The 25,372-nt window shown below is 74.2% G+C and carries 21 protein-coding genes; 9 read left to right on the forward strand and 12 right to left on the reverse strand.

Annotation, left to right across the window (positions count from 1 at the left end):
- The 3 genes from ABZW03_RS04110 to ABZW03_RS04120 all read left to right on the forward strand — a co-directional run.
- Positions 1-665: SDR family oxidoreductase (locus tag ABZW03_RS04110; protein ID WP_355251869.1), on the forward strand; the 665-nt coding region annotated here is incomplete at its 5' end.
- Positions 666-1,069: 404 nt separating this feature from the next.
- On the forward strand, positions 1,070-2,071 hold the full coding sequence (locus tag ABZW03_RS04115) for a metalloregulator ArsR/SmtB family transcription factor (RefSeq protein WP_355251872.1): 1,002 nt from the start codon (positions 1,070-1,072) through the stop codon (positions 2,069-2,071).
- Between the two features lie 198 nt (positions 2,072-2,269).
- Positions 2,270-2,827: a hypothetical protein gene (locus tag ABZW03_RS04120; protein ID WP_355251875.1), complete on the forward strand. Its 558-nt coding sequence runs from the start codon at positions 2,270-2,272 to the stop codon at positions 2,825-2,827.
- 58 nt (positions 2,828-2,885) lie between these two features.
- Here ABZW03_RS04120 and ABZW03_RS04125 read toward each other — a convergent pair whose 3' ends face one another.
- A complete protein-coding gene (locus ABZW03_RS04125) occupies positions 2,886-3,707 on the reverse strand; it encodes an NAD(P)H-binding protein (protein WP_355251878.1) in 822 nt (273 codons plus the stop codon).
- Between the two features lie 82 nt (positions 3,708-3,789).
- Between ABZW03_RS04125 and ABZW03_RS04130 the strand changes: the two genes are divergently transcribed.
- Entirely contained in the window at positions 3,790-4,203 is a 414-nt protein-coding gene (locus tag ABZW03_RS04130) for a helix-turn-helix domain-containing protein (RefSeq protein WP_355251881.1), read from the forward strand.
- A 120-nt stretch (positions 4,204-4,323) separates the two neighbouring features.
- Positions 4,324-5,487 carry a serine hydrolase domain-containing protein gene (locus tag ABZW03_RS04135; RefSeq protein WP_355251884.1) on the forward strand — a complete coding sequence of 388 codons (1,164 nt, stop codon included), beginning with the start codon at positions 4,324-4,326 and terminating at the stop codon, positions 5,485-5,487.
- A 14-nt stretch (positions 5,488-5,501) separates the two neighbouring features.
- Here the strand turns inward: ABZW03_RS04135 and ABZW03_RS04140 are convergent, their stop codons facing one another.
- The 4 genes from ABZW03_RS04140 to ABZW03_RS04155 form a co-directional block, all read right to left on the reverse strand.
- Positions 5,502-6,782 carry an esterase gene (locus ABZW03_RS04140; protein ID WP_355251887.1) on the reverse strand — a complete coding sequence of 427 codons (1,281 nt, stop codon included), beginning with the start codon at positions 6,780-6,782 and terminating at the stop codon, positions 5,502-5,504.
- Positions 6,783-7,031: 249 nt separating this feature from the next.
- A complete protein-coding gene (locus tag ABZW03_RS04145) occupies positions 7,032-8,261 on the reverse strand; it encodes an acyl-CoA dehydrogenase family protein (RefSeq protein WP_355251890.1) in 1,230 nt (409 codons plus the stop codon).
- Positions 8,262-8,267: 6 nt separating this feature from the next.
- Positions 8,268-9,296, reverse strand: a complete 1,029-nt coding sequence (locus ABZW03_RS04150; RefSeq protein WP_355251893.1) for a phosphotransferase family protein — start codon at positions 9,294-9,296, stop codon at positions 8,268-8,270.
- Between the two features lie 70 nt (positions 9,297-9,366).
- Complete coding sequence (locus ABZW03_RS04155) at positions 9,367-10,254, reverse strand: arylamine N-acetyltransferase (protein WP_355251896.1); 888 nt, start codon at positions 10,252-10,254, stop codon at positions 9,367-9,369.
- Between the two features lie 368 nt (positions 10,255-10,622).
- Here ABZW03_RS04155 and ABZW03_RS04160 point away from each other — a divergent pair, with 368 nt between their 5' ends.
- Positions 10,623-12,314, forward strand: coding sequence for an AMP-binding protein (locus ABZW03_RS04160; RefSeq protein ID WP_355251899.1), 1,692 nt, complete (start codon positions 10,623-10,625; stop codon positions 12,312-12,314).
- A gap of 29 nt (positions 12,315-12,343) precedes the next feature.
- On the opposite strand, the gene ABZW03_RS04165 is transcribed toward ABZW03_RS04160, so the two are convergent.
- Complete coding sequence (locus tag ABZW03_RS04165) at positions 12,344-12,562, reverse strand: hypothetical protein (protein WP_355251902.1); 219 nt, start codon at positions 12,560-12,562, stop codon at positions 12,344-12,346.
- Positions 12,563-12,599: 37 nt separating this feature from the next.
- Complete coding sequence (locus ABZW03_RS04170) at positions 12,600-13,313, reverse strand: NAD(P)H-binding protein (protein WP_355251905.1); 714 nt, start codon at positions 13,311-13,313, stop codon at positions 12,600-12,602.
- A 94-nt stretch (positions 13,314-13,407) separates the two neighbouring features.
- Between ABZW03_RS04170 and ABZW03_RS04175 the strand changes: the two genes are divergently transcribed.
- Together ABZW03_RS04175 and ABZW03_RS04180 are read left to right on the forward strand one after the other, a co-directional pair.
- Positions 13,408-14,079: a TetR/AcrR family transcriptional regulator C-terminal domain-containing protein gene (locus ABZW03_RS04175; RefSeq protein ID WP_355251907.1), complete on the forward strand. Its 672-nt coding sequence runs from the start codon at positions 13,408-13,410 to the stop codon at positions 14,077-14,079.
- Positions 14,080-14,139: 60 nt separating this feature from the next.
- A complete protein-coding gene (locus tag ABZW03_RS04180; RefSeq protein ID WP_355251910.1) occupies positions 14,140-14,940 on the forward strand; it encodes a hypothetical protein in 801 nt (266 codons plus the stop codon).
- On the opposite strand, the gene ABZW03_RS04185 is transcribed toward ABZW03_RS04180, so the two are convergent.
- Entirely contained in the window at positions 14,937-15,161 is a 225-nt protein-coding gene (locus tag ABZW03_RS04185; RefSeq protein WP_355251913.1) for a DUF397 domain-containing protein, read from the reverse strand. The genes ABZW03_RS04180 and ABZW03_RS04185 overlap by 4 nt on opposite strands.
- Positions 15,158-15,706 carry a Scr1 family TA system antitoxin-like transcriptional regulator gene (locus tag ABZW03_RS04190; protein WP_355251916.1) on the reverse strand — a complete coding sequence of 183 codons (549 nt, stop codon included), beginning with the start codon at positions 15,704-15,706 and terminating at the stop codon, positions 15,158-15,160. The genes ABZW03_RS04185 and ABZW03_RS04190 overlap by 4 nt, the downstream gene beginning before the upstream one ends.
- 241 nt (positions 15,707-15,947) lie before the next feature.
- On the opposite strand from ABZW03_RS04190, the gene ABZW03_RS04195 reads away from it, so the two are divergent.
- Entirely contained in the window at positions 15,948-17,207 is a 1,260-nt protein-coding gene (locus ABZW03_RS04195; protein ID WP_355251918.1) for a hypothetical protein, read from the forward strand.
- Positions 17,208-17,312: 105 nt separating this feature from the next.
- Here the strand turns inward: ABZW03_RS04195 and ABZW03_RS04200 are convergent, their stop codons facing one another.
- The 3 genes from ABZW03_RS04200 to ABZW03_RS04210 form a co-directional block, all read right to left on the reverse strand.
- Positions 17,313-18,560 (reverse strand): hypothetical protein, encoded by a 1,248-nt coding sequence (locus ABZW03_RS04200; RefSeq protein ID WP_355251920.1) that lies wholly within the window; start codon positions 18,558-18,560, stop codon positions 17,313-17,315.
- A gap of 202 nt (positions 18,561-18,762) precedes the next feature.
- Entirely contained in the window at positions 18,763-21,774 is a 3,012-nt protein-coding gene (locus ABZW03_RS04205; protein ID WP_355251923.1) for a hypothetical protein, read from the reverse strand.
- Positions 21,775-22,255: 481 nt separating this feature from the next.
- Positions 22,256-25,255 (reverse strand): BTAD domain-containing putative transcriptional regulator, encoded by a 3,000-nt coding sequence (locus ABZW03_RS04210; protein WP_355251925.1) that lies wholly within the window; start codon positions 25,253-25,255, stop codon positions 22,256-22,258.
- Positions 25,256-25,372: the final 117 nt, after the last annotated feature.

The following is a 25,372-nucleotide window of genomic DNA, read 5'->3' on the forward strand; positions in this document are numbered from 1 at the left end:
CCGGGGCGGCGCACGCCGTGGCGATGGAGTGCGCGGGCACCGCGCTGCGCGGGGATGCCGCCTCCGCCGACGGCCGGGCCGACCTGGTCGGGCGGGCCCGCGCCGAACTCGGCGAGATCGACGTCTGGTGCGCCAACGCGGGCGTCGCCCCGGCGGGCGGGGCCGACGCGCCCGCCGCGGCCTGGACGAGTGCCTGGGAGGTCAACGTCCTCGCCCACGTCCGGGCCGCCGAACTGCTGCTCCCCCGCTGGCTGGAGCGCGGCGAGGGCCGCTTCCTGGCCACCGTCTCCGCCGCCGGGCTGCTCACCATGCTGGGCTCCGCGCCGTACTCGGTGAGCAAGCACGGCGCACTCGCCTTCGCCGAGTGGCTCTCCGCGACCTACCGGCACCGGGGCGTCCGGGTGCACGCGCTCTGCCCGCAGGGCGTGCGCACCGACCTGCTCGCCTCCACCGGCGCCGTCGGCGAGGCGCTGCTCGCCCCGACCGCGCTCGACCCGGCGGAGGTCGCCGGGGCGGCGCTGGACGGGGTGCGCGCGGAGCGCTTCCTGCTCCTGCCGCACCCCGAGGTCGCCGACTACTACCGCGTCCGGGCCACCGACCCGGACCGCTGGATCGCCGGGATGAACCGGCTCCAGCAGGGGTTGGAGCGCAGCGCCGCGCTGTGAGGGCCCGGCGGACGGCCGGCCGATGGGCTGACCCGCCGCGCGGTTCGGACCGCGACGGACCTCGACCCACCGGACGGACGTCGACCAGCGACGAGGCCGCAGCCCCCGGGCTGCGGCCTCGCGCGCCCGCCCGCCCGTTCGTCCTCCCGTTCGTCCGTCCGCCCGGTGGAGCCGCCTTGGCGCGGAACGGCTGCGCCGGGCCGAACCTGCTGTCAGGATGCCGGGATGGCATCGATTTCCGCCGCACGTTCCACCGCACGCCACCCGTCGCAGGGCCCGGCCCTCGGGGAGGGCCGCGGGGACCGCTCGTCCGCGTGCCGCGAAGCGCTGCCCGCACGGGTCGCCGCGGCGAGGACGTAGCGCCCGTCGCACCTCGACCGAACGACGGAAGCCCGGGGGGCGTCGTGCTCAACTTCCACCTGTCCAGCGGCGACATCGGCCGCATCCGCATGGCCGAGGGGCTCGATCCCCTCTGGGAGGTCACCACCAGCCTGTACCTGTACCAGAACCGCGAGGCGACCCTCGCCTTCGACCCGTGGCGCCGTCAGGTCACCGAGCGCATCCGGCGCGGCGGCCTGGAGCGCACCGTGGCCGCGCTGGCCCACCTGTTCCCCGTCGACGGCTACGCGCCCGACTTCCTGGTCCCGCGCAACGGCAGCGCCTCGCTGGAGGAGGGGCTCGACCAGGTCCTGTCCACGCCCCGCCGGCAGATCGCCGCGCAGCTGACCCGCTTCGCCGAGTACCGGCCCCATCTTCCCGGCTGGACCGGGAAGTTGGCCGAGGGGGAGCTCGGCACCCTGAAGGCGCTCGGCACCGCGATCCGGCAGTACTACCGGATGGCCATCGCCCCCTACCGGCCGCACACCGAGCAGGCGGCCGACACCGACCGCAGGCAGCGGATCCGGGCGATGCTCTCCGGCGGTGCCGAGGGGCTGCTGTCCAGCTTCGGCCAGGACGTGCTGCGCTGGCGGGACGGGACGCTCTCCGCCTCCTGCCCGGTCGACCGGGAGGTGCACACCGGCGGGCGTCCGCTCACCCTGGTCCCGTCGTTCTTCAGCGCGCATCCGGCCGCCGTCGTCGACGACGACCTGCCGCTGACCCTCACCTACCCGGTGGCCCGGCCGCTGACCTGGCTCTCCCCGCCACCGGCCGGCGACTCCTGCGCCGGGCTGGCCCAGCTGATCGGCCCCACCCGGGCGAGGATCCTGCGGCTGCTGGACGACGGGCTGAGCACCTCCCGGCTCGCGGCGGCGCTCGACCTCTCACCGGCCACCACGAGCTGGCACACAGCCATCCTGCGCGAGGCCGGGCTGATCAGCACCTGCCGGGAGGGCCGGGCGGTGAGCCACCGGCGCAGCCGGCTCGGCACCGCGCTGCTCAACGGCGAACCGGAGCCGGCGGCGTGACGCCGGTGACATGAGGACGGTGGCGCGCCGTCCGCCGGATCGGGCCGGGGCGGGGCCCGGCTTCGAGGAGCATCGAAAGGATGGCCACGACGCACCGCCCCCGGTGAGACTGGCCGGGCCGCGGCCGGAGCACCGCCGCGGCAGCCCAGACCGCGACAACGCGCTTCACGTGGAAGCGACTTCAGGAGAGTGACAGCCATGCGAAACCCGCGCACCCGCGCTCCCCGGGCCGGCGCCGTCCTGGCCGCCGCGCTGATGGCGGCCGGACTGCTGGGCGGGACCGCCGCCCAGGCCGCACCGGCCGCAGCCCCCGCCGGCGCCACCGCGGCGAGCGCCACCGCCGCCGTGTCGGACGCCGACCAGACGGTGATCCAGGGCACCGCCGGCCTGAGCCGCGGACAGAGCTGGTCCTCGCCGGACGGCAGCACCGTGCTGTACCAGCAGGGGGACGGGCACGTGGTGCTGTACCACAACGGGGCCGCGATCTGGACGGCCAAGGGCACGTACGGCGTCGGCACCTACTTCTACATCCAGGCCGACGGCAACCTGGTCGCGTACGACGCCGCCATGCGCGCGGTGTGGAACGCCCAGACCTGGGGCCACCCGGGGGCCTACCTCGCCATCCAGAACTCCGGGAACATGGTCGTCTACTACGGCAGCACCCCGCTGTGGTGGTCCAACTTCCGCCCCGGCGGCACCGGTCCGGGCGACCCCGACCCCGAGTGCACCCCGACCCCGCACCGGCTCTGCCCGTAACACCTCGGCCGTACGGACCGGTGGTGCGGCCCGCACCACCGGTCCGGCGGGGCCGCGTTCACCGGCCCGCGGCGATGACCTCCAGGGCCGGGCGCGGCTCGCGGCCGAGCAGGGCCGCGAGGTCGCCCGGCCCGCCCGGGCCGGCCAGGAAGCCGTGGGCGATCGCCGAGTAGGTGCCCACCAGCATCGGCACCTGGAAGTCCTGCGCGTCCGAGGCGGCCGCGGCCGCCCGGGCCTCGGTGAGCCGTCCCGGCCGGTACGCGGCGCCGAGCGCCCCGGCCACCTCCGCGCCGCCCACCGCCCGCTCCCCCACCAGCTCGTAGGTCCGGCCCGCGTGCGCGCCGGGCGCCAGGGCGACGTTGACCGCCGCCTCCGCCAGGTCCGCCCGGGCCACCGCCGCGAGCTTGCCGTCCCCGAGCGGGGCGCTGATCACCCCGTCCGGGCCGGGCGCGGCGATCGCGCCCAGGAACTCGGCGTACAGGCCGTTGCGCAGCACCGTCCAGCGCAGCGTGGCGGACGCGCGCAGCCGCCGCTCGGTCCAGCGGTGGGCGAGGGCGTAGGGCAGGTGGTCGCCGTCGCCGGACAGGCTGGTGTAGATCACGTGCTCGACGCCCGCCCGCTCCGCCGCCGCGATCGCGGCGCCGTGCCGGGCGATCACCACGTCGTCCTCGGCGGCGCCGGCCGAGACCATCAGCAGGGTCCGCACCCCGGCGAAGGCCGCCGCCAGCGTCTCCGGCCGGTCGAAGTCCACCAGCCGGGCCGGCACGCCGTCCGGCACCCGCTCCGGCGTCCGCGAGCCGGCGACGACGCCCTCCCGCCCGGCGAGCCGTTCCAGGACGAGCGCGCCCAGGCCTCCGTTGACTCCGGTGACGAGCAGCATGGGGTACCTCCAGGGGTGATCGGTCGTTGGCGACGCGACCATCCTCGGTAGCCTGGGCGTTCCGGCGTAAGGAGGCACTCTCATGTCAGCAGGGCACACCGCGGTAACCACCCCCCGCCCGGTGGTCTGGTGCGAGGACGGCGTGGACTGCGGGATCCGCGACCTGCTGGACCGCCTGGGCGACAAGTGGTCCGTCCTCACCGTCGTCGAACTCGCCCAGGGCGTACGGCGGTTCCGCGAGCTGCAGCGCGCCCTGCCGGGCATCTCGCAGCGGATGCTCACCCTGACGGTGCGCCGCCTGGAGCGCGACGGCGTGGTCTCGCGGACCGTCCACCCGACCGTCCCACCGCAGGTGGAGTACGAGTTGACCCCGCTCGGCCACAGCCTGACCCACCTGGTGCGGGCGATGGCGGACTGGTCCTACGACCACCACGACGCGATCGTCGCCTCCCGGCGCCGGTGGGACGAGGCCAACCCGGGCTCCGAGCTGCGCTGACCCGCTCCGGAGGCCTGCTCCGCCGACCCGTTCCGGTGAATCCCCCCGCTGCGGGAATGACCATCCGCACACGGCTGTTGTGGCTTCCGACCGACATGACGACGGACGACGGGGGCAGGCATGGCACACGAGGAGATCAGCGTTCACGGGACGGTGGCGGCGGGGTTCGAGGGCGTGCGGGAGGAGTTCGCCGCGGTGCTCGGCGAGCTGCGCGTCGAACCGGAGGCGCAGCTGGTGGTCCACCACCACGGCCGCCTGGTGGCCGACCTGTGGGCCGGCCCCGGGACGACGGCGGACACGCTGAGCGCCGTCTACTCCATCACCAAGGGGGCGGCCCACCTGGTGGTCGCGCTCCTGGTCCAGGAGGGCGTGCTCGACCTCGACCGGGAAGTGGCCGCGTACTGGCCGGAGTTCGGGGCCGAGGGCAAGGATCGCCTCACCCTGCGCGAGCTGCTCGCCCACCGGGCCGGGTTGGTCGGCGTCGACGGCGGCTTCACCGCCGCCGAGCTGGCCGACGACCGGCTGATCGCCGCCCGGCTGGCCGGCCAGCGGCCGTTCTGGGCGCCGGGCACGGCGTACGGCTACCACGCCTTCGTGATCGGCGCCCTGACCGGCGAGGTGGTGCGGCGGGTGACGGGCCGTTCGCTCCACGAGCTCTACGAGGAGCGGATCCGGGCTCCGTACGGGCTCGACCTCCACCTCGGCCTGCCGGAGGCCCTCGAAGCGCGCTTCGCCGAGGTGCTGCCGATGCTGCCGACGCCGGAGGAGGCCGAGCGGCTCGCGGCCGGCGCGGCGGCGCCGGACAGCATCAGGGGCATCGCGTTCAACGCGAACGCGCCCCGACCGACGGACCTGGTGGGCTTCGCGAACACCCGGGCCGTCCGGGCCCTGGGCCCCGCCTCCTCCGGCGGGGTCGGCACCGCCCGGGGCGTCGCCGGGATGTACGCCGCGGCGATCTCCGAGGTCGGCGGCCGGGCGCCGCTGCTGAAGCCGGAGACGATCGCCGAGTTCGCCCGGATCCACTACCGCGGGACGGACCTGGTCACCGGGAACGAGGACGTCTTCGGCCTGGGCTTCGAGGAGCTGAGCGGCCGCTACCGCGCCCTGGGCCCGACCGCGTTCGGCCACAGCGGGGCGACGGGCTCGCTCGGCCTCGCCGACCCGGACAGCGGCATCGCCTACGCGTACACCCGCCGCCGCTTCGGCGTGCCGTCGGGCTACGGCGCGGGCCCGGAGAACCACCGGCTGATCACGGCCGCGGTCCGGGCGGCCGCCGACCGGTAGGGCGGGCGGCGGGGCTACCGCTCGTACGCCATCTCCGGGAAGCGCGCCGACGGCCCGTCCAGCAGGTGGTCGTCCTGGCCGCGCAGCCAGCGGTCGAAGAAGGAGGCGACGTACGAGCGGGTGGCCAGCTCGGCCCGGCCGGGGCGGACGTCGCCGACGTCGCTGCGCAGCTGCTCGGCGCTGAGCACGCCCTGCCGGGCGAGCTGCGGCAGCAGCGGCTGGGCGTCGGTGTACGAGCCGTGGCGGGAGCCGGTGAGGGTGACGTCGGCGTGCCAGCCGGTGCTGTGCCGCCACAGCGCGTTCCAGCCGGGCTGGTCGCGGTAGCTGCCGGAGTCCGGGCTCCCGGAGCCCATCAGCAGGAACGGCCGGTTCAGGCCGTCCTCGGCGACGCTGGGCAGGGCGACGCCGGTGTGGCCGTCGGGGCCGGGGAAGTGCATCTGGCCGTCCATGTTGATCCCGGCCGCGATCCGCGGGTCGTCGTGCATGGTCTGGAGCGCGGTGAAGCCGCCCGCCGACTGGCCGACCATGCCGATCCGGCCGAGGTCGAGCGCCCCGGCCACCCCGGCGGGCAGGCCCGGCCGTTCAGCCAGCCCGGCGAGCCGGTCCAGCACGAAGCGGGTGTCGGCGACCCGGGCGTCCATCGCCTTGCGCAGCACCGCGCCGATGTCCAGGCCGGGCTGCCCGAGCATGCCGGGGAGCACCGAGGGGGCCAGGTCGCCGCCGGGGAAGACGACTTCGGAGGCCTCGTAGGTGTGGTCGACGGTGACCACCACGTAGCCGCGCGAGGCGAGGTCCTCGACCAGCGCCGTCCCCCAGGTGCGCGGGTCGCCGAGGCCCGGCGAGTACAGCACCACCGGGCGCGGTCCGCCGGGCAGCGCCGGGGCGTCGGTGCGGGCGTGGGTGCGGATGGCCGACCAGTCGGTGCGGCCGGGCTCGGTGCCGTAGTTGTGCAGGCCGACGCCGTCCGGGCCGTCGAAGTGCTTCCCGGCGGCGGGCTCCATGTACGGGGCCCGGTCGTCGCCCGCGGCCGGGCGGGAGGTCGGGTACCAGAGGCTGATCATCAGCTCGCGCCGCTGCCCGGGGTGCCACGGGTCCTCCCGTCCGGCGTCGGTGAGGTGCAGCGCGGTGGTCCCGATCGGGTACGGCCCGCTGGGCTCCGGCAGCCAGGCCCGCGCCTGCCGCCCGGTGCCGCCCTCCCCCGGCGCCGCCGCCACCGCTCCGCCCGCCCCGATCGTGCCCACCGCCACTGCCGCCGCCAGCACCACCGCCGCCACGGCCCGTCCCGGAATGCCCATGCTGTTCCTCCGTGTTCCGATCTTCGAACAGGCAGGACACTACGGTCGGGGACGGGCCGCGGCCGTCATACCAGGGAGCCAACCCGCCCCTGAATACCCGGGTATGACACCCCCTACGGGTGCCCCCGGCGGCGTGGGCCCGACCGGCTGTGCGCCGTCCGACGGAACGCACCGCGGTTCGGCGTCGAACCACCGCCCGGGTACGGCGTCCTCGGCCACCGCCGGTGCTGGGGTCCGTCTTCTGTCGCCCTACCGGTACTTCCTCAGCTCCCGCCGCGCCAGCGAGCGCTTGTGCACCTCGTCCGGCCCGTCGGCCAGCCGCAGGGTGCGGTTGCCGGCCCAGAGCTGGGCGAGCGGGGTGTCCTGGCTGACGCCGGCCGCCCCGTGCGTCTGGACGGCCTTGTCCAGGATCCACTCGACGGTGCGCGGGGTGGCGATCTTGATCGCCTGGATCTCGGTGTGCGCGCCCCGGTTGCCGACGGTGTCCATCAGCCAGGCGGTCTTCAGCACCAGCAGCCGCAGCTGCTCGATCCGCACCCGGGATTCGGCGATCCAGTCCTGCACCACGCCCTGCTCGGCCAGCGGCTTCCCGAACGCCACCCGCTCGGCGGCCCGGCGACACATCAGCTCCAGCGCCCGCTCGGCGATGCCGATGGCGCGCATGCAGTGGTGGATGCGGCCCGGGCCGAGCCGGGCCTGGGCGATGGCGAAGCCGGCGCCCTCCTCGCCGATCAGGTTCTCCACCGGGACGCGGACGTCCTCGAACAGCACCTCGGCGTGGCCGCCGTGGTCGGCGTCGTCGTACCCGAAGACGGTCATGCCGCGCTTCACCGTCACGCCCGGGGTGTCGCGCGGGACGAGCACCATGCTCTGCCGGCGGTGCGGTTCGGCGGCCGGATCGGTCTTGCCCATCACGATGAGGATCCGGCAGTCGGGGTTCATCGCCCCGGTGATGTACCACTTGCGGCCGTTGATCACGTACTCGTCGCCGTCCCGCTCGATCCGGGTGGCGATGTTGGAGGCGTCCGAGGAGGCGACCTCGGGCTCGGTCATCGCGAAGGCGGAGCGGATCTCGCCGTCTAGCAGGGGCCGCAGCCAGCGCTCGCGCTGCCCGGGGCTGCCGAACTGGGCGAGCAGCTCCATGTTGCCGGTGTCGGGGGCCGCGCAGTTGAGCGCGGGCGGGGCCAACTGGATGCTGCGGCCGGTGATTTCGGCGAGCGGGGCGTACTGGAGGTTGGTCAGTCCGGCGCCGAGCCCGCCCGGCAGGCTGTGCTTGTCCACAAAGAAGAGGTTCCAGAGGTTCTGCTTGCGGGCCTCCGCCTGGAGGTCCGCGACGACCGGCGGGACGGCCCACGGGTCGCGGCGCCGGTCGGCGAGCTGGGCGGCGAGGACGGGCTCGGCGGGGTACACGTGCTCGTCCATGAAGGCGAGCAGCTGCTCGCGGAGTTCGTTCGTCCGGGCGTCGTAGGCGAAGTCCATGGGTGCTCAGTTCTCCTTGAGGGTGCCCAGGCCGTGCCGGGCGAGGATCGGGGCCATCTCACCGGCGTGCTCGAAGCCGGCGCCCAGGGTGCGGCCCTGCCGGAAGCGGAAGTGGATGCCCTCGGCGACGGCGGCGAGCTTGAAGGAGGCGAAGGCGACGTACCAGTCGAGATCCTCCGCCCGGCGGCCGGTCGCCTCGGCGTAGGCGGCGACGATCTCGTCGGGCCCCGGGAAGCCGGGGGCGGTCATCGCGGAGGGGATGATGCCGCCGCCGACGCCCGCGAGTTCGGTGTACATCACCAGGAGGCCGATGTCGGTGAGCGGGTCGCCGAGGGTGGACATCTCCCAGTCCAGCACGGCGGTGATGGTGTCGTCCGCGTCGACCAGCACGTTGTCCAGGCGGTAGTCGCCGTGCACGAGGGCGGGCGCGGGCGAGGCGGGCAGCCGCCGGCCGAGGAGGTCGCGCAGCCGGTCGAGATCCGGCAGGTCGCGGCTCCGGGAGGCCTCCAACTGCTGGGACCAGCGGCGCAGTTGGCGTTCCAGGTAGCCCTCGGGGCGGCCGAAGTCGGCGAGCCCGACGGCGGCGGGGTCGATCCGGTGCAGGGCGGCCAGGGTGTCGACCAGCCGGCCGCCGAGCGCCCGCACCCGCTGCTCGCCGAGCGCGGCCAGCGCGGCGGCGTCCCGGTGGGCGGTGCCGGGCACGTGCTCCATGAGGTACCAGGGGGCGCCGAGCACCTCCTCGCCCCGGTCGATCAGCAGGGTGCGCGGGACGGGGACGCCGGTGTCGCGCAGCGCGGTCATCACCCGGTACTCGCGGCCCATGTCGTGCGCGGTGGCGAGGACGTGCCCGAGCGGCGGGCGCCGCAGCACCCAGCGGGAGGCGCCGTCGCCCAGCACGTACGTGAGGTTCGAGCGGCCCCCTTCGATGAGGTCGGCCCGCAGCGGCCCCCGGACGAGGCCGGGGAGTTCGCGCTCCAGATGGGCCCGGAGCCGGGCCAGGTCCAGTCCGGGCGGGTCGGCGGGGGTCTCGGCCATCGGGCGGCTCCTCGGGGAGGCGGATCAGTGACTAAGCGCTTGCTTAGCATTCAGCCGCGGGCGCCCGCTGTCAATGGCGCGTACCGCCCGGGCCCCTCGGCACGGGCCCGTCCTCGTAGCGCGCGACGAGCGCGGCCGTGTCCTCGGCGTCCAACGCGACCCCGAACTCCTCGTCCAGCAGGCCGGGCAGTTCCCCGGCCGGCACCCGGCGCCTCTCCTCCGGCCGGTCCGGCAGCAACCGGGTGAGCTCGGTGTCGCGCAGGACGAGCCGCTGGTCGGCCGCCGGCCTCTGCACCAGCAGCTTGTCGTGGAAGGGCGAGCGGGGATGCGTGGAGGTGAAGTGGCTGGTCACGGTGAAATCGACCGGGAAGCGCGGCTCGGTCCCGATCGCGTAGAGGTCGAACCAGCCGTCGGTCCGCCATCGCCGCAGCAGGAGTGGTCCGGCCGTGCCCGGGGTCGGGCCCGGCTGCCGGACCAGCTCGTACGTCCAGCCGGACTGCCGCGCGACCTCACCGTCGCGCAGCCGGATCGGCTCCAGGAGTCCCTCACCGCCGAAGCCGACGTCGGTGAACCACGCCTCGCCGCCGAGTTCCACCCGCAGCGAATAGTGGGTGGCCGGACGGATCCGGTCCTCGCCCAGGCGGACGCGTGACGCCGTCGCGGTGAAGGTGAAGCCGATCGCCTCCAGGGCGGCGGCGTAGAGGAGGGTGTGCTCGCAGCAGGTGCCCCCGCGTCGCCGCCGGACCATCTTCGCCTGCAGGGACTCCAGGTCGAGCCGGACGGGTCGCCCCAGGACCACCTCGAGGTTCTCGAAGGCGAGCGCGGAGACGTGGGCGGTGTGCAGCGCGCGCAGCACCTCCGGCGTCGGCCGGCGCTCCCCCGCGTACCCGATCCGGGCCAGATAGGCGTCGAGGTCCAGCCGGTCCCCGCCCCAGACGGAGCTGATCAGCCTGTCCACAGGATCCTCCTCGGACGAACCGCACCACCCACGTGGCTGCCACGGTTCACGGGGCCCAGGACCGCGCGACGGACTGCGCCGACCGGCGGCGGCTCTGGGGACCTCGCCCGGAACCGGTCACATGGTCACATCACCCATTCTTTCGCAGTCACCCGTTCGGGTGCGCTGCCGCTCCGCGCGGACGCACCGACCGGCCCGGCTGTGCCACAGTGCTGGCATGGCCCGGCGAGCCGGTGCGCCGACAGACTCCCCGCCGCCGTCGCCCCACCGCCGATCGCCCCCGCCGCAGGCCGCCCTCGCCGCCGGTCGCCCCGCCACCGATCGCCCCCGCCGCAGGCCGTCCCCGCCACCGAGGGAGCGCGAACCCCGTGCCAGAGCTGTTCGACGCCGTGCGTCCGCTGCCCGTCACCGCCGCCCAGTACCGCGAGCAGGGCTGGTGGCGCGACGGGACCTTCCTCGACGACCTGCGCGACGCCGCCGCGCGGGTACCCGACCAGCGGGTGATCATCGACTGGCGCGCGGAGGAGGGCCGGGCCGTCACCCTGACCTTCGCCGAGCTCGCCGACCGGGTGGAACGGTTCGCCGCCGGGCTGCACGAGCTGGGCGTACGGCAGGGCGAGGTGGTGGCCTTCCAGCTGCCCGACCGGTGGGAGACGGCCGCGCTCACGCTCGCCTGCTGGCGGGTCGGCGCGGTGACCATGCCGATCTCCCTGCGGTTCGGCCGCCGCGAGGTGGGCCGGATGCTGGCCTCGGCCGCAGCCGTCCTGCTGGTCACGACCGACCGCAGACCCTCCCCGGAGCACGTCGGGGCCCTCGCCCGGCTCGCCGACGGACTACCGGCCCTGCGGCACCACGCGGTCCTCGGCGACGCCTCCGCCACCGGCGCGCTCGACTTCGACGCCTGTCTGCGCGCCGCCACCCGGCCCGCGCCGCAGGGCACCGGCCTCGAGCCCGACGAGGCCGCGACGGTGCTGTTCACCTCCGGCACCACCGGCAGCGCCACCGCCGTCGTCCACAGCCTGAACACCCTGTACGCGGGGGTCCGTCGGCCGCTGCCGCTCCCGCCCCTGGCGCCGGGGCAGCCCTTCCCGGTGCTCACCCCGCTCAGCCACGGCGCCGGTCTGCGCAACGGCTTGCTGCGGCCGCTCGTCCACCGCACCAGCGCCCTGTACTGCGACGAGTGGGACGCCGGTCGCTGGCTCGACCTGTTCAGCGCCTACCGCACCGGCGCCCTGATCGCCCCGCCGGCGATGCTGGAGGCCCTCGCCGCCGAGCAGCGCAGCCGCCCGCGGGACCTGCCGGCCTGGGAGGTCGTCGCCACGATGGCCGCCAGTCCCTCGCGCGAGCTGGTCGACCTCCTGTGCCGCACCCTGAGCGGGCACGTCGTCAACGCCCTGGGCTCGACGGAGTCCGGCGGCATCCTCGCCACCAGCCCCACGGACCCGCCCGAACGGGCCGCCCGCAGCGTCGGCCGCCCGCAGCCCGGGGTCGAACTGCGGACGGTGCCCGCCGGCGCACCGGACCAGGCCTCGGCGGTCCAGGTGCGCAGCCCGTCCACCTGCCTGGGCACCTTCGACCGCGACACCGGCCGCCTGCTGTGGCGCGCCGCCGACACCGACGGCTGGTTCCCCACCGGCGACCTGATGCGCCCGGACGGCGAGGGCGGCCTGCGCTACGCGGGCCGGGCCGCCGACCGGATCTCGGGCACCACCCAGCTGATGATCCCCGTCCTGGACGTCGAGACGGAGCTGCGCGAGCACCCGGCGGTCGCCGACGTCGCCCTGGTCGGCTACCCCGCCGAGCACGGCGACCTGCCGTGCGCCGTGGTCGTCCCCGCCGGGGGCCGCGCGCCGGACCTGGCGGACCTGCGGGCCTGGCTGGCCGGGCGCGGGATGACGGACTGGTACTGGCCGACCCGCGTCGAGGTCGTGCCGCGCTTCCCCCGCAACGAGCTCGGCAAGGTCCGCAAGAACGTCCTGCGGGACTGGCTCACTGGCGCCCGGCCGCTGCCCGAGGCCGACGACGACCCGACCGGGCCGGCGCCCCGCCCTGCCGACTGAGCGGCGAGCGGGCTGGGCGCCGGGCGGTGTCAACTGCTGTGGGGCGAGGGGGCCTTGTCCGAGACCGGCACCCAGGGCCGCTCGCCCGCTTCGCAGTGGTAGCACCGGGCGACCCGGCCGTCGTGGTTGTACCATTCGTGGGCCCCGCAGTCCCGGGCGCCCTTGCCGAGGAAGCCCCGGTCGACGAGCCACCAGGGCAGGCGCCGCCGCAGAGCGGTGCGCCATCGATAACGTCCTGTTCCGGTCACCCCCGGAGGCTACTGGACCTGCACGAGCCGCCCCCGGTCAGCTGCCGCCGGCGTGGGCGAGCGCGCTGGGGCTCAGACGGCCGACGATCGCCGGGGCCTCCCGGACGAGCGCGTCCGTGGTCAGCGCCTCCACCATGAACAGCGCGAAGTCCACCCGGCGCGTCAGGTTGCTCGCCAGCACCGGGTCGCCCACGTGCCGGCTCCACACCGGTAGGCCCTGGCTCTCGCCCTCCTCCAGGTCGCTGCCGCGCACCACGGTCCACCGGGTCTCGCTGGCGAACACCCGCCGGCACGCCTCCACCTGGTCGTCGATCTCGACCGCGCGGACGAGTTTGCCGAGCACGGTGGCGGTCCACAGGCCCAGGGTGAACATCCGCGAGTACCGGTCCTTGCCGTCGCGCGTGATGTGCCAGCCGCAGGAGAACACCAGACGCGCGCCCGGCCGGGCGTGGTCGAGGACCGCCTGCGCCGTCCCCGACGCGTACTGCTGCACGCCCCAGGGCACCAGCACCGTCAGCACCCCGTCGCACCCGGCGACCGCCCGGCGGATCACCTCCGGGTCGTTCGTCGCCCCGGGGACGACGGTGATCCGCCCCTCGTACGCGGCCAGCTTCGGCACGCTGCGCTCCCGGCAGACGCCGACCACCTCGTAGCCGCGTTCCAGCGCGTGTCCAACCATGTACTGCCCCAGCTTCCCCGAAGCCCCGATGATGCAGACCTTCTCCACGTGGTCCTGGTGATCCCTGCCCATGACGCAGCCCCTTCCGCGGACATGGCGACCTTACGGTGTAAGGCACGTTAGCCTTACGCTGTAAGGCCGTCAATGGACCTGGAGGAGGGGCCGGATGCCCGAGGGAGGCAAGGGCCGGCGCGGGACACCGCCCCGCGCACCGCTGAGCCGTGAGCGCGTGATCCGGGCGGCGGTGGAGCTGGCGGACCAGAAGGGATCCGCCGCGCTCACCATGCGGGCCATCGCCCAGCCGCTGGGGGTCGAGGCGATGTCGCTCTACCACCACGTGGCCGGCCGGGAGGACATCCTCGACGGCATGGTGGACGCCGTGTTCGGCGAGATCGAGCTCCCCGCGCACGGCACCGACTGGAAGAGCGCCATGCGCCGGCGCGCACTCTCCGCGCGGGCCGCCCTCCTGCGCCACCCGTGGGCGATCGGCCTCATGGACTCCCGCGCCCAGCCCGGCCCGGCGACCCTGCGTCACCACGACGCCGTCATCGGCGCGCTGCGCACCGGCGGGTTCTCCGTGCCGATGACCGCGCGCGCGGTCTCACTGATCGACAGCTACCTGTACGGCTTCGTGCTCCAGGAGGTCGGCCTGCCGTTCAAGGGCGGGGCCGAGCAGGCCGAGGCCGCGGGCGTCCTCCTGAACGGGATGCCCGCCGACGCCTACCCCCACCTCGCCGAACTGGCCGCCGAACACGTCCTCAAGCCCGGCTACGACTACGCCGACGAGTTCGCCTTCGGCCTCGCCCTCGTCCTCGATGCCCTCCACCCGGACGAGTAGCCGAGCCGACCAGCACGAAACCCACGAGCGGACTCCCCCGCCTCCCTCTACCATGCCGGGATGGCCGGATTGAGGATCATCGTGTGCCTGCCCGGCGCGGCCGCGACCAGGGTGGACGAGGCGGTCGCGGAGGCGATGGAGCCGTTCGCCTCCGACGGCGTGGGCGCGGTGGAACGGGACGTCTGGGACAGCTACCGCATCACCGCCGGCGCGGGCCTGCCCGTCCTGGCCGGCCACGAGGACGATCCACGCCTGGTCGCCGGCCGACCGTTCGAGGACGGGACGCCGGACGAGGAGGACCCCGGCCTGTACGCGGGCGGACCGCGCGAGCTGATCGACTTCCGCGACCGGCAGCGCGCCGAGGCCGCCGAGCACGCCGGCCTGGTCTGGGACCGCTGGCAGGAGGTGGCCGCCGGCCACCCGGCCATGTACGACGAGTCCGAGTCCTTCCGGCGCCACCTCGCCACCGGCGGAACCCGGGCGTCGTACCCGGACTCGCCGGAGGCCTTCGCCTACCGGCGGCAACCGGCCCTTCGCGCCTGGGCGGAGGTCGCACCCGCCCTCGAACGGCCCGACCTCGGCGACCACTTCACCTTCGGCTGGGACCCGGTCGCCATCGGCCGACGCAGCCGCGAGGAATTCGTCCGCACGTACGCGTTCAGCCTGCTCCCCCGGCGCAACGTCCTCACACTCGACGGCTGGTGGTGCGACGAGAGCGAAGAGCCCCTCCACGGCGCCTGCCCCGGCCGCGCCACCTGCACCCACGTGCCGGACGTCGCCGACGAACAGCTTGACGTCCTGACGTACCTCATCGGCCTACCCGGAGATACCCTGCTGGTCAGCGTCCGCTGCCACGTCTAGGAGTGCGCTTCGCCGAACTCACCGGCGGCAGTGGCGGCGACGAAGGACCGCCACGCCTCGGCCGAGAAGAGGAGCGCCGGCCCCTCGGGATCCTTGGAGTCGCGCACGGGCATCACGCCGGGGAGACCGGGAGCCACCTCGACGCAGTTGCCACCGTTCTGGCTGTAGCTGGACTTCACCCAGGAAGTGCCGGTCGAAGCCGCATGATCGGTGCCAGTCATGATCGAAGGTCCTTCCGAGCTGCGCGGATCATTTCACGAGACACCACATCCGAACTGGCATGGACGAGCGGCACATCCTTGCTGTCGAGGCGCTGCTGACGGGAAAAGAGATACGACACCCGCGTCTCGGCCTCCTCCTCCGTGATGGCTCCTCGCCGCACGTCGGCTGCCGCCAACGCCTCCGCGTAGGCCCGGGTCTGGAACAGCCCAGGGACGACACCCAGCTCGAACTGCCGCATCTCGACAGCCTTCGCCTCCTGCGCGGCGAATTCCGGGAAGCCTTCCAGGAGCGATCCACCACCATTGAGGCTCCAGTAGGTCAGTTCCAGGGTCCCGCCGGTGTTCAGAACCCTGTCTGCCACCACCACCCAGTCGAGTGTGGGACTGCGCGTACCTCGTTCGAGGTTCGAAATCTGGCTGTCGCTCAACGATGTGAGCCTGCCGAGCTCGGTCTGAGTCAGGCCAGCAGCCTTACGAGCCTTGCGAAGTTGGGCACCGAACGCCGCAAGCGGCGATGCCGACGGGTCGAGCACCGTCTCACGCATAATCACACTTCCATTGCCGCTTCAGTCCCATTGCGGAGACTGTCAAGTGGGAGAGCCTTCCGATCGGGAGCCTCCTCGCGTCATCCGCCCTCTGACGCAAGGGAGTTGTCCCCAGCCCCACCCCCGCCGCAGCCGTGCCGGACTCGCCTCGACAGGGGTCGATCAAAAGTGTTCTGATGATCACATCCACCGATCATCTTCAGAACACCACCTGATCGAAGATCAGAGAAACGGGGGTCCGGTGCGGACTGCTCGCAGCTCGGCGATCCTGCTGGCCCTGGGGGTCCTCGGGGCCTCCGCCCTGGCATCGGGATGCTCCGGCACGCCGAGCAGACCCACGGCCACCACCGGCACCACCCCGGCCGGCCCCGCCCCGAGCACCACGACCGAGGCCCCCGCGCCGCCGCCCCCGGCCCCCACCCCCACCTGGGACGGCCAGGTCAGGGTGCTCGGCGACGGCTCCACCTCCGACACCGGCCCCCAGCCCAAGCAGCCCACGCCCGAGCGGCTCAAGCCCGGCGAGAAGCCCCCGCAGTTCGTCGTCTTCTCCTGGGACGGCGCGCTGGAGGGCGACGAGCGCCTGTTCTCCCGCTTCCGCAAGCTCGGCGCGGAGAACAACGCCCAGATGACCTTCTTCCTCAGCGGCCTCTACGTCCTCCCCAAGTCCAAGAGCACCCTCTACCAGCCGCCGCAGCACCGGCCCGGTGACGCCTCCATCGACTACGCCACCGACCCCCACATCAAGGACACCCTGGAGCAGCTGCGCCTCGCCTGGCTGGACGGCAACGAGATCGGCACCCACTTCAACGGGCACTTCTGCGGCCCCAAGGGCGGCGGCGACTGGAGCACCGAGGAGTGGAAGAGCGAGCTCGACCAGGCCGTCTCCTTCGTCACCAACTGGAAGACCAACACCGGCTTCAAGGACCTCCCGCCGCTCCCCTTCGACTACACCAAGGAGCTGGTCGGCGGCCGCGCCCCCTGCCTGGAGGGCCAGAAGAACCTGCTGGCGGCCGAGAAGGCGACGGGCTTCCGCTACGACGCCAGCTCCCCGGGCGAGTTCCAGGTCTGGCCCGTCAAGAAGGACGGCGTCTGGAACTTCCCGCTCCAGATGCTCCCCTACCCGGGCAAGTCGGTCCAGAGCCTCTCCATGGACTTCAACTTCCTGGCCAACCAGTCCGGGAACACCACCAACGGCGACCCCAAGAAGTACGACACCTGGGAGAAGGAGACCCGCGACAGCTACCTCGCCGGCTTCGAACGCGTCTACAACGGCAGCCGCGCCCCGCTGTTCATCGGCAACCACTTCGAGTCCTGGAACGGCGGCATCTACATGCAGGCCATCGAGGACGTGATGAAGAACGTCTGCAAGCGCGAAGGCGTCCGCTGCGTCTCCTTCCGCCAGGTCGCCGACTGGCTGGACGCCCAGGACCCGAAGGTCCTCGACAAGCTGCGCCAACTCGACCCCGCCCAACCGGCCGACTGGTCCCGCCTCACCAAGTGACCACCCGGGCACCGCCCCCCGAGGGCTGCGCCGCCGGCGGCGCGGCGCAGCCCCGGACGCCGGCCGCCCTCGGCATCGCCGAGGGACACCGTCCGAGGTTCGCCCCTACGATCGAGCGGGCCGACGCGGTACGCCCCGTGCCCTGGTGAACTTCTGCCGTCCTCCGCTGCCGGCGGCGAGTTCGCCGAGGCGCTCGCCGATCACGGAGACGCCGGGGCGGGGCTCCTGTGCGTAGTACCGGGGCTTGCGCCGGCGCAGCAGGGCTTCTCCGTGCTCGCCCCAGGTGAAGTCGGGCTTGCGCAGCAGCTTGCGGAACACCGCGTCGACCGTCTCCGGGTGGGCGGCGGCCAGGCGGCGGATCGGCAGTGGCGCGATCGACTCCTCGCGCAGGTAGGCCCGCAGCAGCTCCTGGTACGGCCTGCGGCCGGCGAGGGCCGGGTCGGCGAAGAGGTCGCGCAGCATCCCGTAGTCGGCGTAGAAGTTGAGCCCGTCGACCTCGTCGTAGATGACGCCGACCGTGTCCGAGTCCGCGAGTTCCCGGGGCAGTTCGAAGGCCGGCAGACCGAGGCCCGGCAGCCGCCTGCCCCGGGCCCGCTCGGGATGCTCGGCGACGGCGGCCTCCTGCCGGTGCCGGTAGTAGGCGTCGATCCGGCGCTCGGCTTCGGCCGGGGCGAGGACCAGTTCGTCGCCGCCGCAGAACTCGACGAACGCCTTGCGGTCCGCGCGCATCGACGCCCACCCCTGCTCGATCTTCTCGGGGTTGCGGAAGACCAGTTCGGGGTGGTCGGCGGCCAACTGGAGCGCGGCCCGGGCGATCTCGGTGGCGCTGGACCTCGGGTAGGACGACATCGCGCCGGAGATCAGCCACGCCCCGTCGACCGGGTGGACGGGCACCAGGCAGGCGAGGAGGAATCCACCCTCGGACACTCCCCGGAAGGCCGCCCGCCCGACGTTCGAGTACGTGCGGTACTCCAGGTCGTCGATCAGGTTCAGCAGGACGACGGCGTCCCCGTCCTTGCGCCGGACCTCGAAGACACCCTCGACCGGGTCACGCCAGCCGAGCAGCAGCGCCCGGTCGTCCTCGCTCAAGTCCCGCCGCCCGGCGACGAACCGGTCCACCACCGTCGCCCCGTCCGGCAGGCGGTACCGGAGGACGAAGTCGTCGATGATCCGGATCGCCTCGGCTTCGTCCAGCAACCGCTCAGGGCCCGCCGCCTCCAGCAGCAGGGGCGTCAGCCACCGATCGAAGCGCGCCCCCTGGGCGAAGGCGACGAGTTCGCCCTTCAGTTCGGCACTCCGCTCGATCAGGGCACGCAACGACGCCTCGTCCCCGTCCGGTTCCACGACGGTCATGCGAGCCCTCTCGGCCTTGATGGTTCCGGACACTCACCGTGTCCATGGCGCCACGCTATCCGAGTTCCCCCGACCGTCGCTCGAGCGGGCCGGTCGACGGTGGCATCGTCCGACCGCCGGAATGCCGTGGCGCCCTGCCGGCCGCTGCGGGGAGCGGTCGGCAGGGCGCCAGGGCGGGCGGGGTGTCAGGGCGGGCGGGGGGTCAGCCCCAGGTGCCCACCAGCGGGACGTCGCCCGGGTTGCCGAACTTGGTGCGGTAGATCACCAGGTCGGAGTTCTCGGCCGCGCCGTAGAAGGTCTGGTCGCCCGGCCGGTAGACGCCGATGGTGTCCTTGCCGGTGCCGTCCCAGTCGCCCTTGATCGGGATGTCGCCGGGGTTGCCGAAGCGGACGGGCGACCGCGGGTGCTCCGTCTCGTTGGAGTCGTTCAGGTAGAAGTTCTGGGTCTGCGGGTCGTACACGGCGACGGTGGTGGTGCCGTTGCCGTCCCAGTCGCCGACCAGCGGCTTCCAGCCCGCGTTGCCCAGCCTGATCCGGTACTTGACGGTGGAGTTGTCGTCGGACAGGTAGAAGTACTGGTCGCTGGGCCGGTAGACGCCGACCGTGCTGCGCCCCTGCCCGCTCCAGTCGCCGACCAGCGGGATGTCGCCGGGGACGCCGAACGGGAAGGTGGCGGCCACGGTGGCGTTGTCGTTCGACAGCTGGAAGGTCGCGGTGTCGGGGTGGTAGACGCCGATCGTGTCGGTGCCCGGGCCGGTCCAGTGGCCGGTCAGCGGGACGGCGTCGCCGCCGCCACCGAATACGGCCTGGCCGGTGTACCGGCCGTTGTGGGCGGCCTCGCCGAAGCTGCCGTCCGACGGCCGGTAGACGCCCACCGAGGCGGGCACCGGCGTGGGCGTGGCGTTGACCACGGCCGTGCCGATCCGCCGCTGGGCCGCGACGGTCAGCGGCACCTTGTCCGGCTGGTCCGGGCCGAGCCAGCGGAAGTTCTGCAGGTAGACGACGCGCGGGTCCTGCGCGGCGATCCCGCGGTACTCGGCGTTGTACGCCGCGATCTCCGCGTCGGTCGTGCCGGAGTAGCAGCCGTCGGCGACGCGGTACTCGTTGGTGGACTCCGGGAAGAGCATCAGGTGCTGGTCCGGCGAGGAGAGGAAGGTCTTCAGGTTCGCCAGCCGCCACTGGATCTCGCCGCGGCCGAAGCAGTAGTGGTCGAAGCCGACGATGTCGACGATGGACGGGATCGGCGCGGTCTGCTCGGCGTTGTAGTGGGTGAGGCTCATGATCAGCATCTTGTCCGGGAACGCGGCCCTGATCTGCTCCGCCTGCGTCTGGACCTGCGCGGGGGTCAGGTTGTGCGCGTAGGCCTCGTCGGTCAGGTCGACGGCGGCGATCTTGTCGATGTTCGGTCCGATCCGCCGCACCAGGTCGAGGAGGTTCTGCGCGGCGTCCGGGTTCGGGTGGACCGGCCATTCACCCGGCACGTCCGGGATCACGGTCTCCTGGTTGAGGTCGATCACGCAGGAGGCCGGCAGGCACTGGTCCAGGAACTCCAGGCGCGGGTCCCGGTCGCGCAGGTAGGTGTTGAAGTTGGTCCACGCCGCCACCTCCGGCGCGTGGTTGGCACCGTTGTTCGGCCAGTTCGGGTCCCGGATGTCGAAGTACCCGTAGTAGCCGAGCCCGCCCAGCATGGAGACCCGCAGGTCGTCCACCGTGGTGACCCGGCCGGCCGCCGAGTGGTGGGCGCCGAGCGAGACGTAGCCGTCGCGGGGCAGCTGGGCGGCGGTGCGGCCGGAGAACACCGTCGTGCCGTTGACCTCGACGGTCGCCCGCTGCTTGTCGCCGGTCGCCAGCGCGACCGACACCGCGTACGAGCCCGCCGGCGGGACGGCGGTCAGGGCGGTCGGCGTGCCGCCCTGGAAGAGCGTCAGCCCGCCGTCGGCCTGGACGCGCAGGCCGAGCGCGACGTCCTCGGCGTCCACCGCGCCGGTGCCGCCCGAGGCGTTGCTGACGGCGAGGGAGGCCCAGTCCTGGACGGAGGTGCTGCCGACCACGGGGGTCAGGACGGCGTGCACCGTGTAGGCGCCGGTCGGGACGTCCGAGGTGGCCGGCTTGTTCAGCCGGACGGCCGAGGTGCCCTTGGGGAAGGACAGCACGTTCGGGTGGGCCGGGCTGTTGACCTGCACCGAGCCCGCCGGCGGGTCGAGGGCCAGGCCCTTCACGCCCGAGACGGCCGTGTAGTCGGCGGAGATCAGGCTCGGCTGGCGGGCGCTGAGGTCCTGGTTGAGCCCGAAGTCGGCGGTGGCGTTGGGCGCGCCGTCGAAGGTGTCGACGAGCGGCTCGGCCCTGCGGGTGGCGCCGGTGTCGACCCGGCTGACGTCCAGGCCGTGGCCGGCCCCGTCGCCGAAGGTGGTGACGCGGTCCCCGGTGGAGAGGTAGGCGCCGAGGTAGAGGAACGCGCTGCTCGGCCAGCGGGTCACCCCGGCCGGGGCGGCGACGGTGAACGGGGTGCCGTTCACGGTCAGGGTGACGGCGCGGTCGGCCCCGGTGGAGACGGTGAGCGAGACGGCGTACTGCGCCGCGGGCGCCACCGTGCCGGTCCAGAACGGGGTTTCGCCGCCCCCGCCGTGGAAGAGGGCCAGCCCGCCGCCCGAGTTGACGGTCAGCCCGAGGTCGACGTCACCGCCGGTGACGTAGCCGCTGCCGCGGTGGCTGCGGCTCAGCACGATCGAGCCCCAGTCCTTGCCGGCGGTGTCGCCGACGACCGGGTCGATCACCGTCGAGACGGTGTAGTGGCCCGTCCCGTCCGCGACGGCCGGCGCGCCGAGCATGACCGCGGAGGTGCCCTTGGCGAACAGCAGCTTGTTCGGGTGGTCCGGATGACTGGTCTGGACGAACCACTGGTCGGGCGCGACCGAGGTGTCCCAGCGGCCGGAGACCCGGGTGTAGGAGATCCCGTGCTGCCCGGCCGGGACCGACTGCCGGGCGTCGAGCCCGACGTTCAACCCGTACAGCGGGTCGGTGTCCTGGGCCGGGTCCAGCCGGAAGGTGTCCGAGAAGGCGCGCGTGGTGGTGAGGTCCACCGGCGTCGGCCCTGATCCGTCGCCGGCCGGCGCGGCGGCCGCCGTGGTCGGCGCGAGGCCTGCGGGCAGCAGCGCCAGCGCGAGCGCCGAGGCACCGGCCAGCAGGCCGCGGCCCAGGCGTTGAGTGAGTGTCACCGAGTCTTCGTCTCCCGGTCGTCGAATCGGCGGCACGGGCCCGCGCCGCCGAGGGGGCGCGGACACGGCTGTGCCCTACCGGCTCAACGGCCTTCCCCCCGGGGCGGGATCTTAGAGGGTGGATACGAACGGACGTGCTGAATATTCCGCTGCGGCGGCCGCTTCGTCGTACGGGAGCGGCTGAACGGGGCGCGGCTGGAGCGGCCGGGTGGGAACAGGCGAGGGGCCGGGTGGGAACAGGCGAGGGGCCGCCGGTGGGCGCAGGTCCGGCCGGGTCCGTCCCCTGCGCGGACCCGACCGGCTGCCCATGCGGCGCGTACGGGACGGGCGCGTGGACCGGGCCTGGGGCCGGGTGGGTGCGCCTGTCCTGTGCCGTGGGGATCGAGCCTAGGCGGGGACGCCTTACCGAACGCTTACCGATTGCCCCGCGACCGGTAAGGCCGCGGTGAGGCCCTCGTACGGCGGGCCTACCAGGCGCCGACTACTGGATCCCGTTCAGCTCCCGCGCCTCGTCGAGCACCCGCGCGGCCGACTCGGGCAGCCCCGCCGCCTGGTAGGCCCGCCCGAGCGCGCGGAGCGCCTCCGCGAGGAAGGAGCGCCAGCCGCGGGCGCGCCACACCAGGACGGACTCCTCCAGGTGCGCGACCGCCGAGGCGTGGTCCCCCGCCGCCAGGTCCAGCTCGCCGAGGATGCCGAGCGCCTGGGCGAGGTGGTGCCCCAGGTCGAAGCGGCGGGCGATGGCCAGCGCGGCCTCGGCCGTCTCGCGGGCCCGGGCGTCGCCGGTGGCCGCGTACAGCATGGCCAGGTAGAGCAGGGAGAACGCCTCGACGTAGCGGTCCTTGAGGGAGCGGGCCATGGCGAGCGAGCGGAGCAGCAGTTCGCCGCCCCGCTCCACCTGGCCGGCCCGGCCGTGCGCGGCCCCCAGGAACTGGATCGCGGTCGCCTCGAAGCGGGTGTTGCCGATCAGCCGCGCCAGCCGCAGCGTCTCGGTGAGGTGCTCGATCGTGCGGTCGAGGTCGGTCTCGCCGTAGGCGATGGCGATGATCTGGTGCGCCCGGGCCTCGCCGCCCGGGTGGTCGTGGGCGGCGGCGAGGTCCAGCGCGCGGCGGCCGGCGTCCAGGGCCTCCTGCTCGCGCCCCTGGGCCACCAGGCTCCAGGCGGTCAGGACGAGGGCGTCGGCCGCCCCGCGCACCTCCCCCACCTGCTCGAACAGCCCCTGGAGGTGCCGGGCGCGGTCCGCCAGGGCGACCATCGTCTGCGAGCCGTCCGCCAGGTCGACGGCCGTCCCGGCGCCGTCGGCCGGGGTGGTCCAGGTCGTCACCTCGATCAGGCCGCGGGTGAGCACGGCCGTGCCCAGGGTGTCGCCGGCCGTCCGGCAGGCCTGGAGGACGGCCAGGTGGGTGGTGCGCCACTCGTCGTACAGGCCGCGCACGTCGCAGTACTTCTCCTGGCAGGCGGCGAGGTCCCAGGCCATCGGCACCATGCGCAGCGCGGCGGCCTGCCGGGCGCTCGCGTTCAGGGCCGGCTGCTCGGCGTCGAACCAGGCCGTCGGGTCGTCCAGCAGCGCCGCCGCGACGCCGGAGGGCATCGGGTGGCGCGGCGCGGCGCTGTGGATCGGCGCGAAGCACGGCCCGGGCACCTGGTCGGCCGCCTGCTCGGCCAGCCAGAGCCAGGCGCCGAAGGCCCGTTCGAGCGCGGCGGCGCGGGCGGCCGGTTCGTCCGCCGCCTCGGCGTGCTCGCGCGCGTACAGCCGGACGAGGTCGTGGAAGCGGTAGCGCAGGTGCGGCTCGGTGCCGGTCTCCTGGAGGAGCTGGGCGTCGATCAGCTCCTCCAGCTGCCGTTCGGCCTGCGCCGGCGGGATGTCGGCCATCGCCGCCGCGGCCCACGGTGCGAAGTCGGGCGCGTCGAGCAGGCCGAGCAGCCGGAAGGTGCGGCGGGTCGGCTCGGACAGCCGGGCGTAGCCGACGGCGAAGCCGGCCCGGACGGCCAGGTTGCCCGCCGACAGCTCGTCGAGCCGCCGCCGCTCGTCGCGCAGCAGGTGCGCGAGCCGGGCCAGGGTCCAGCGCGGGCGGGCGGCCAGCCGGGCACCGGCGATGCGGACCGCCAGCGGCATGCCGCCGCACAGGTCGACGATCTGGGCGGCGGCCACCGGTTCGGCGGCGACCCGGTGGTCCCCGAGGATGTGGCGCAGCAGCGTCGTCGCGTGCGGGGCGTCGAGTTCGCGCAGGTCGACGAGGCGGGAGCCGGGCAGGGCGGTGAGCGCGGCGCGGCTGGTGACGAGGACGGCCGGGCGGGCACCGTCGGGCCGGTCGTCCGGATCGGTCGACGTGCCCGGCGTGCCCGGCAGCAGCGGGCCGAGCTGCTGCTCCCCGGCGGCGTTGTCGAGCAGGACGAGGGTGCGGCGGCCGGCCAGCAGGGTGCGGTAGAGCGCGGAGCGCTCCTCCAGGGAGGCGGGGATCTCCCGGGGGTCGGCGCCGAGGGCGCGCAGGAAGCCGGCCAGGACGCCGGCCGGGTCGGCGGGCGTCTCGTCGGCTCCGCGCAGGTCGGCGTACAGCCGGCCGTCCGGGTAGTCGGCGGCGGCGCGGTGGGCGGTGTGGACGGCCAGCGCCGTCTTGCCGATGCCGCCCATGCCGGCGATCACCGGCACCCGGCCGGCCGCCAGGGTGTCCAGGACGAGCCGCACCTGCTCGTCCCGGCCGGTGAAGTCCGGGATGTCCCGGGGGAGTTGGGAGGGGACGCGGGCCCGCCCCGGGTCCGTCCGGGCGCCGTCGCGGTCGTGCGCGAGCAGCGCCAGGAAGACGTTCTGCACCTGCTCGCCGGGCTCGATCCCGAGTTCCTCGGACAGCCGTCGGCGCAGTGCCTGGAAGCGGCGCAGCGCCTCGGCCGCCCGCCCGTCCGCCGCCAGCAGCTCCAGCAGGGCGGCCTGCACGGGCTCGTCGAACGGGTGCTCCTCGGCGAGCGCCGTCAGGGCGGGGACGGCGCTCCGGGCCGCTCCGGCGGCGGGCGCCGCCCGGGCCAGGGCCAGGGCGGTGGCGCGCACCTCGTGCTCCAGGGACGTCACCAGCGGGTCCTCGCGGTTCATCCGCTCCAGCCCGGCCAGCACCGGGCCGCGCCGCAGCCCGAGCGCCCCGGCCGGGTCCCCGTCGGCGGCGAGCCCGCGGAACCGTCCGAGGTCCACCGCGTCCGGCCCGGTCACCAGGCGGTACCCCTGGGCGTCGGACTCCAGCGCCACCGCCTCGTCCCCGAACCGCCCGAGCCAGGTGCGCAGCCGCGACATCCCGGTGTGCACCGCGCCCCGCCCGACCCGGTCCGCCTGCTCCGCCCACACGAGGTCCAGCAGCCGCCCGACGGGCAGCCGCTCCCCCTCCGCGAGCAGCAGGGCGCCCAGCAGGCCCCGCAGCACGGTGGCCCGCGGCAGCGCCTGCGGCACGGAGTCCACGGCGACCGTCAGGGGCCCCAACAGCCCGAACGTCATCTTCATCCGCTTCAGCCCCTGAGATCTCACGACCGCGCCGGGGCCCACCCGCACCGCCCTGCTGGGCGGCACCGGCCGAGCCCGGCACGACCATGACACTAGTCCGGGCACTGATCAACACCC

The organism is Kitasatospora sp. NPDC004799 (genome assembly GCF_040609095.1).
Taxonomy (GTDB): Bacteria; Actinomycetota; Actinomycetes; order Streptomycetales; family Streptomycetaceae; genus Kitasatospora.

What these genes read in the sequence shown, in the direction of transcription:
- ABZW03_RS04125 (WP_355251878.1), bottom strand. Translation starts at nt 3,707, where the DNA reads ATGCTGCTCGTCACCGGAGTCAACGGAGGCCTGGGCGCGCTCGTCCTG.
- ABZW03_RS04200 (WP_355251920.1), bottom strand. Translation starts at nt 18,560, where the DNA reads ATGACCGTCGTGGAACCGGACGGGGACGAGGCGTCGTTGCGTGCCCTG.
- ABZW03_RS04150 (WP_355251893.1), bottom strand. Translation starts at nt 9,296, where the DNA reads ATGGCCGAGACCCCCGCCGACCCGCCCGGACTGGACCTGGCCCGGCTC.
- ABZW03_RS04120 (WP_355251875.1), top strand. Translation starts at nt 2,270, where the DNA reads ATGCGAAACCCGCGCACCCGCGCTCCCCGGGCCGGCGCCGTCCTGGCC.
- ABZW03_RS04130 (WP_355251881.1), top strand. Translation starts at nt 3,790, where the DNA reads ATGTCAGCAGGGCACACCGCGGTAACCACCCCCCGCCCGGTGGTCTGG.
- ABZW03_RS04140 (WP_355251887.1), bottom strand. Translation starts at nt 6,782, where the DNA reads ATGGGCATTCCGGGACGGGCCGTGGCGGCGGTGGTGCTGGCGGCGGCA.
- ABZW03_RS04210 (WP_355251925.1), bottom strand. Translation starts at nt 25,255, where the DNA reads ATGAAGATGACGTTCGGGCTGTTGGGGCCCCTGACGGTCGCCGTGGAC.
- ABZW03_RS04135 (WP_355251884.1), top strand. Translation starts at nt 4,324, where the DNA reads ATGGCACACGAGGAGATCAGCGTTCACGGGACGGTGGCGGCGGGGTTC.
- ABZW03_RS04170 (WP_355251905.1), bottom strand. Translation starts at nt 13,313, where the DNA reads ATGGGCAGGGATCACCAGGACCACGTGGAGAAGGTCTGCATCATCGGG.
- ABZW03_RS04175 (WP_355251907.1), top strand. Translation starts at nt 13,408, where the DNA reads ATGCCCGAGGGAGGCAAGGGCCGGCGCGGGACACCGCCCCGCGCACCG.
- ABZW03_RS04190 (WP_355251916.1), bottom strand. Translation starts at nt 15,706, where the DNA reads ATGCGTGAGACGGTGCTCGACCCGTCGGCATCGCCGCTTGCGGCGTTC.
- ABZW03_RS04180 (WP_355251910.1), top strand. Translation starts at nt 14,140, where the DNA reads ATGGCCGGATTGAGGATCATCGTGTGCCTGCCCGGCGCGGCCGCGACC.
- ABZW03_RS04185 (WP_355251913.1), bottom strand. Translation starts at nt 15,161, where the DNA reads ATGACTGGCACCGATCATGCGGCTTCGACCGGCACTTCCTGGGTGAAG.
- ABZW03_RS04145 (WP_355251890.1), bottom strand. Translation starts at nt 8,261, where the DNA reads ATGGACTTCGCCTACGACGCCCGGACGAACGAACTCCGCGAGCAGCTG.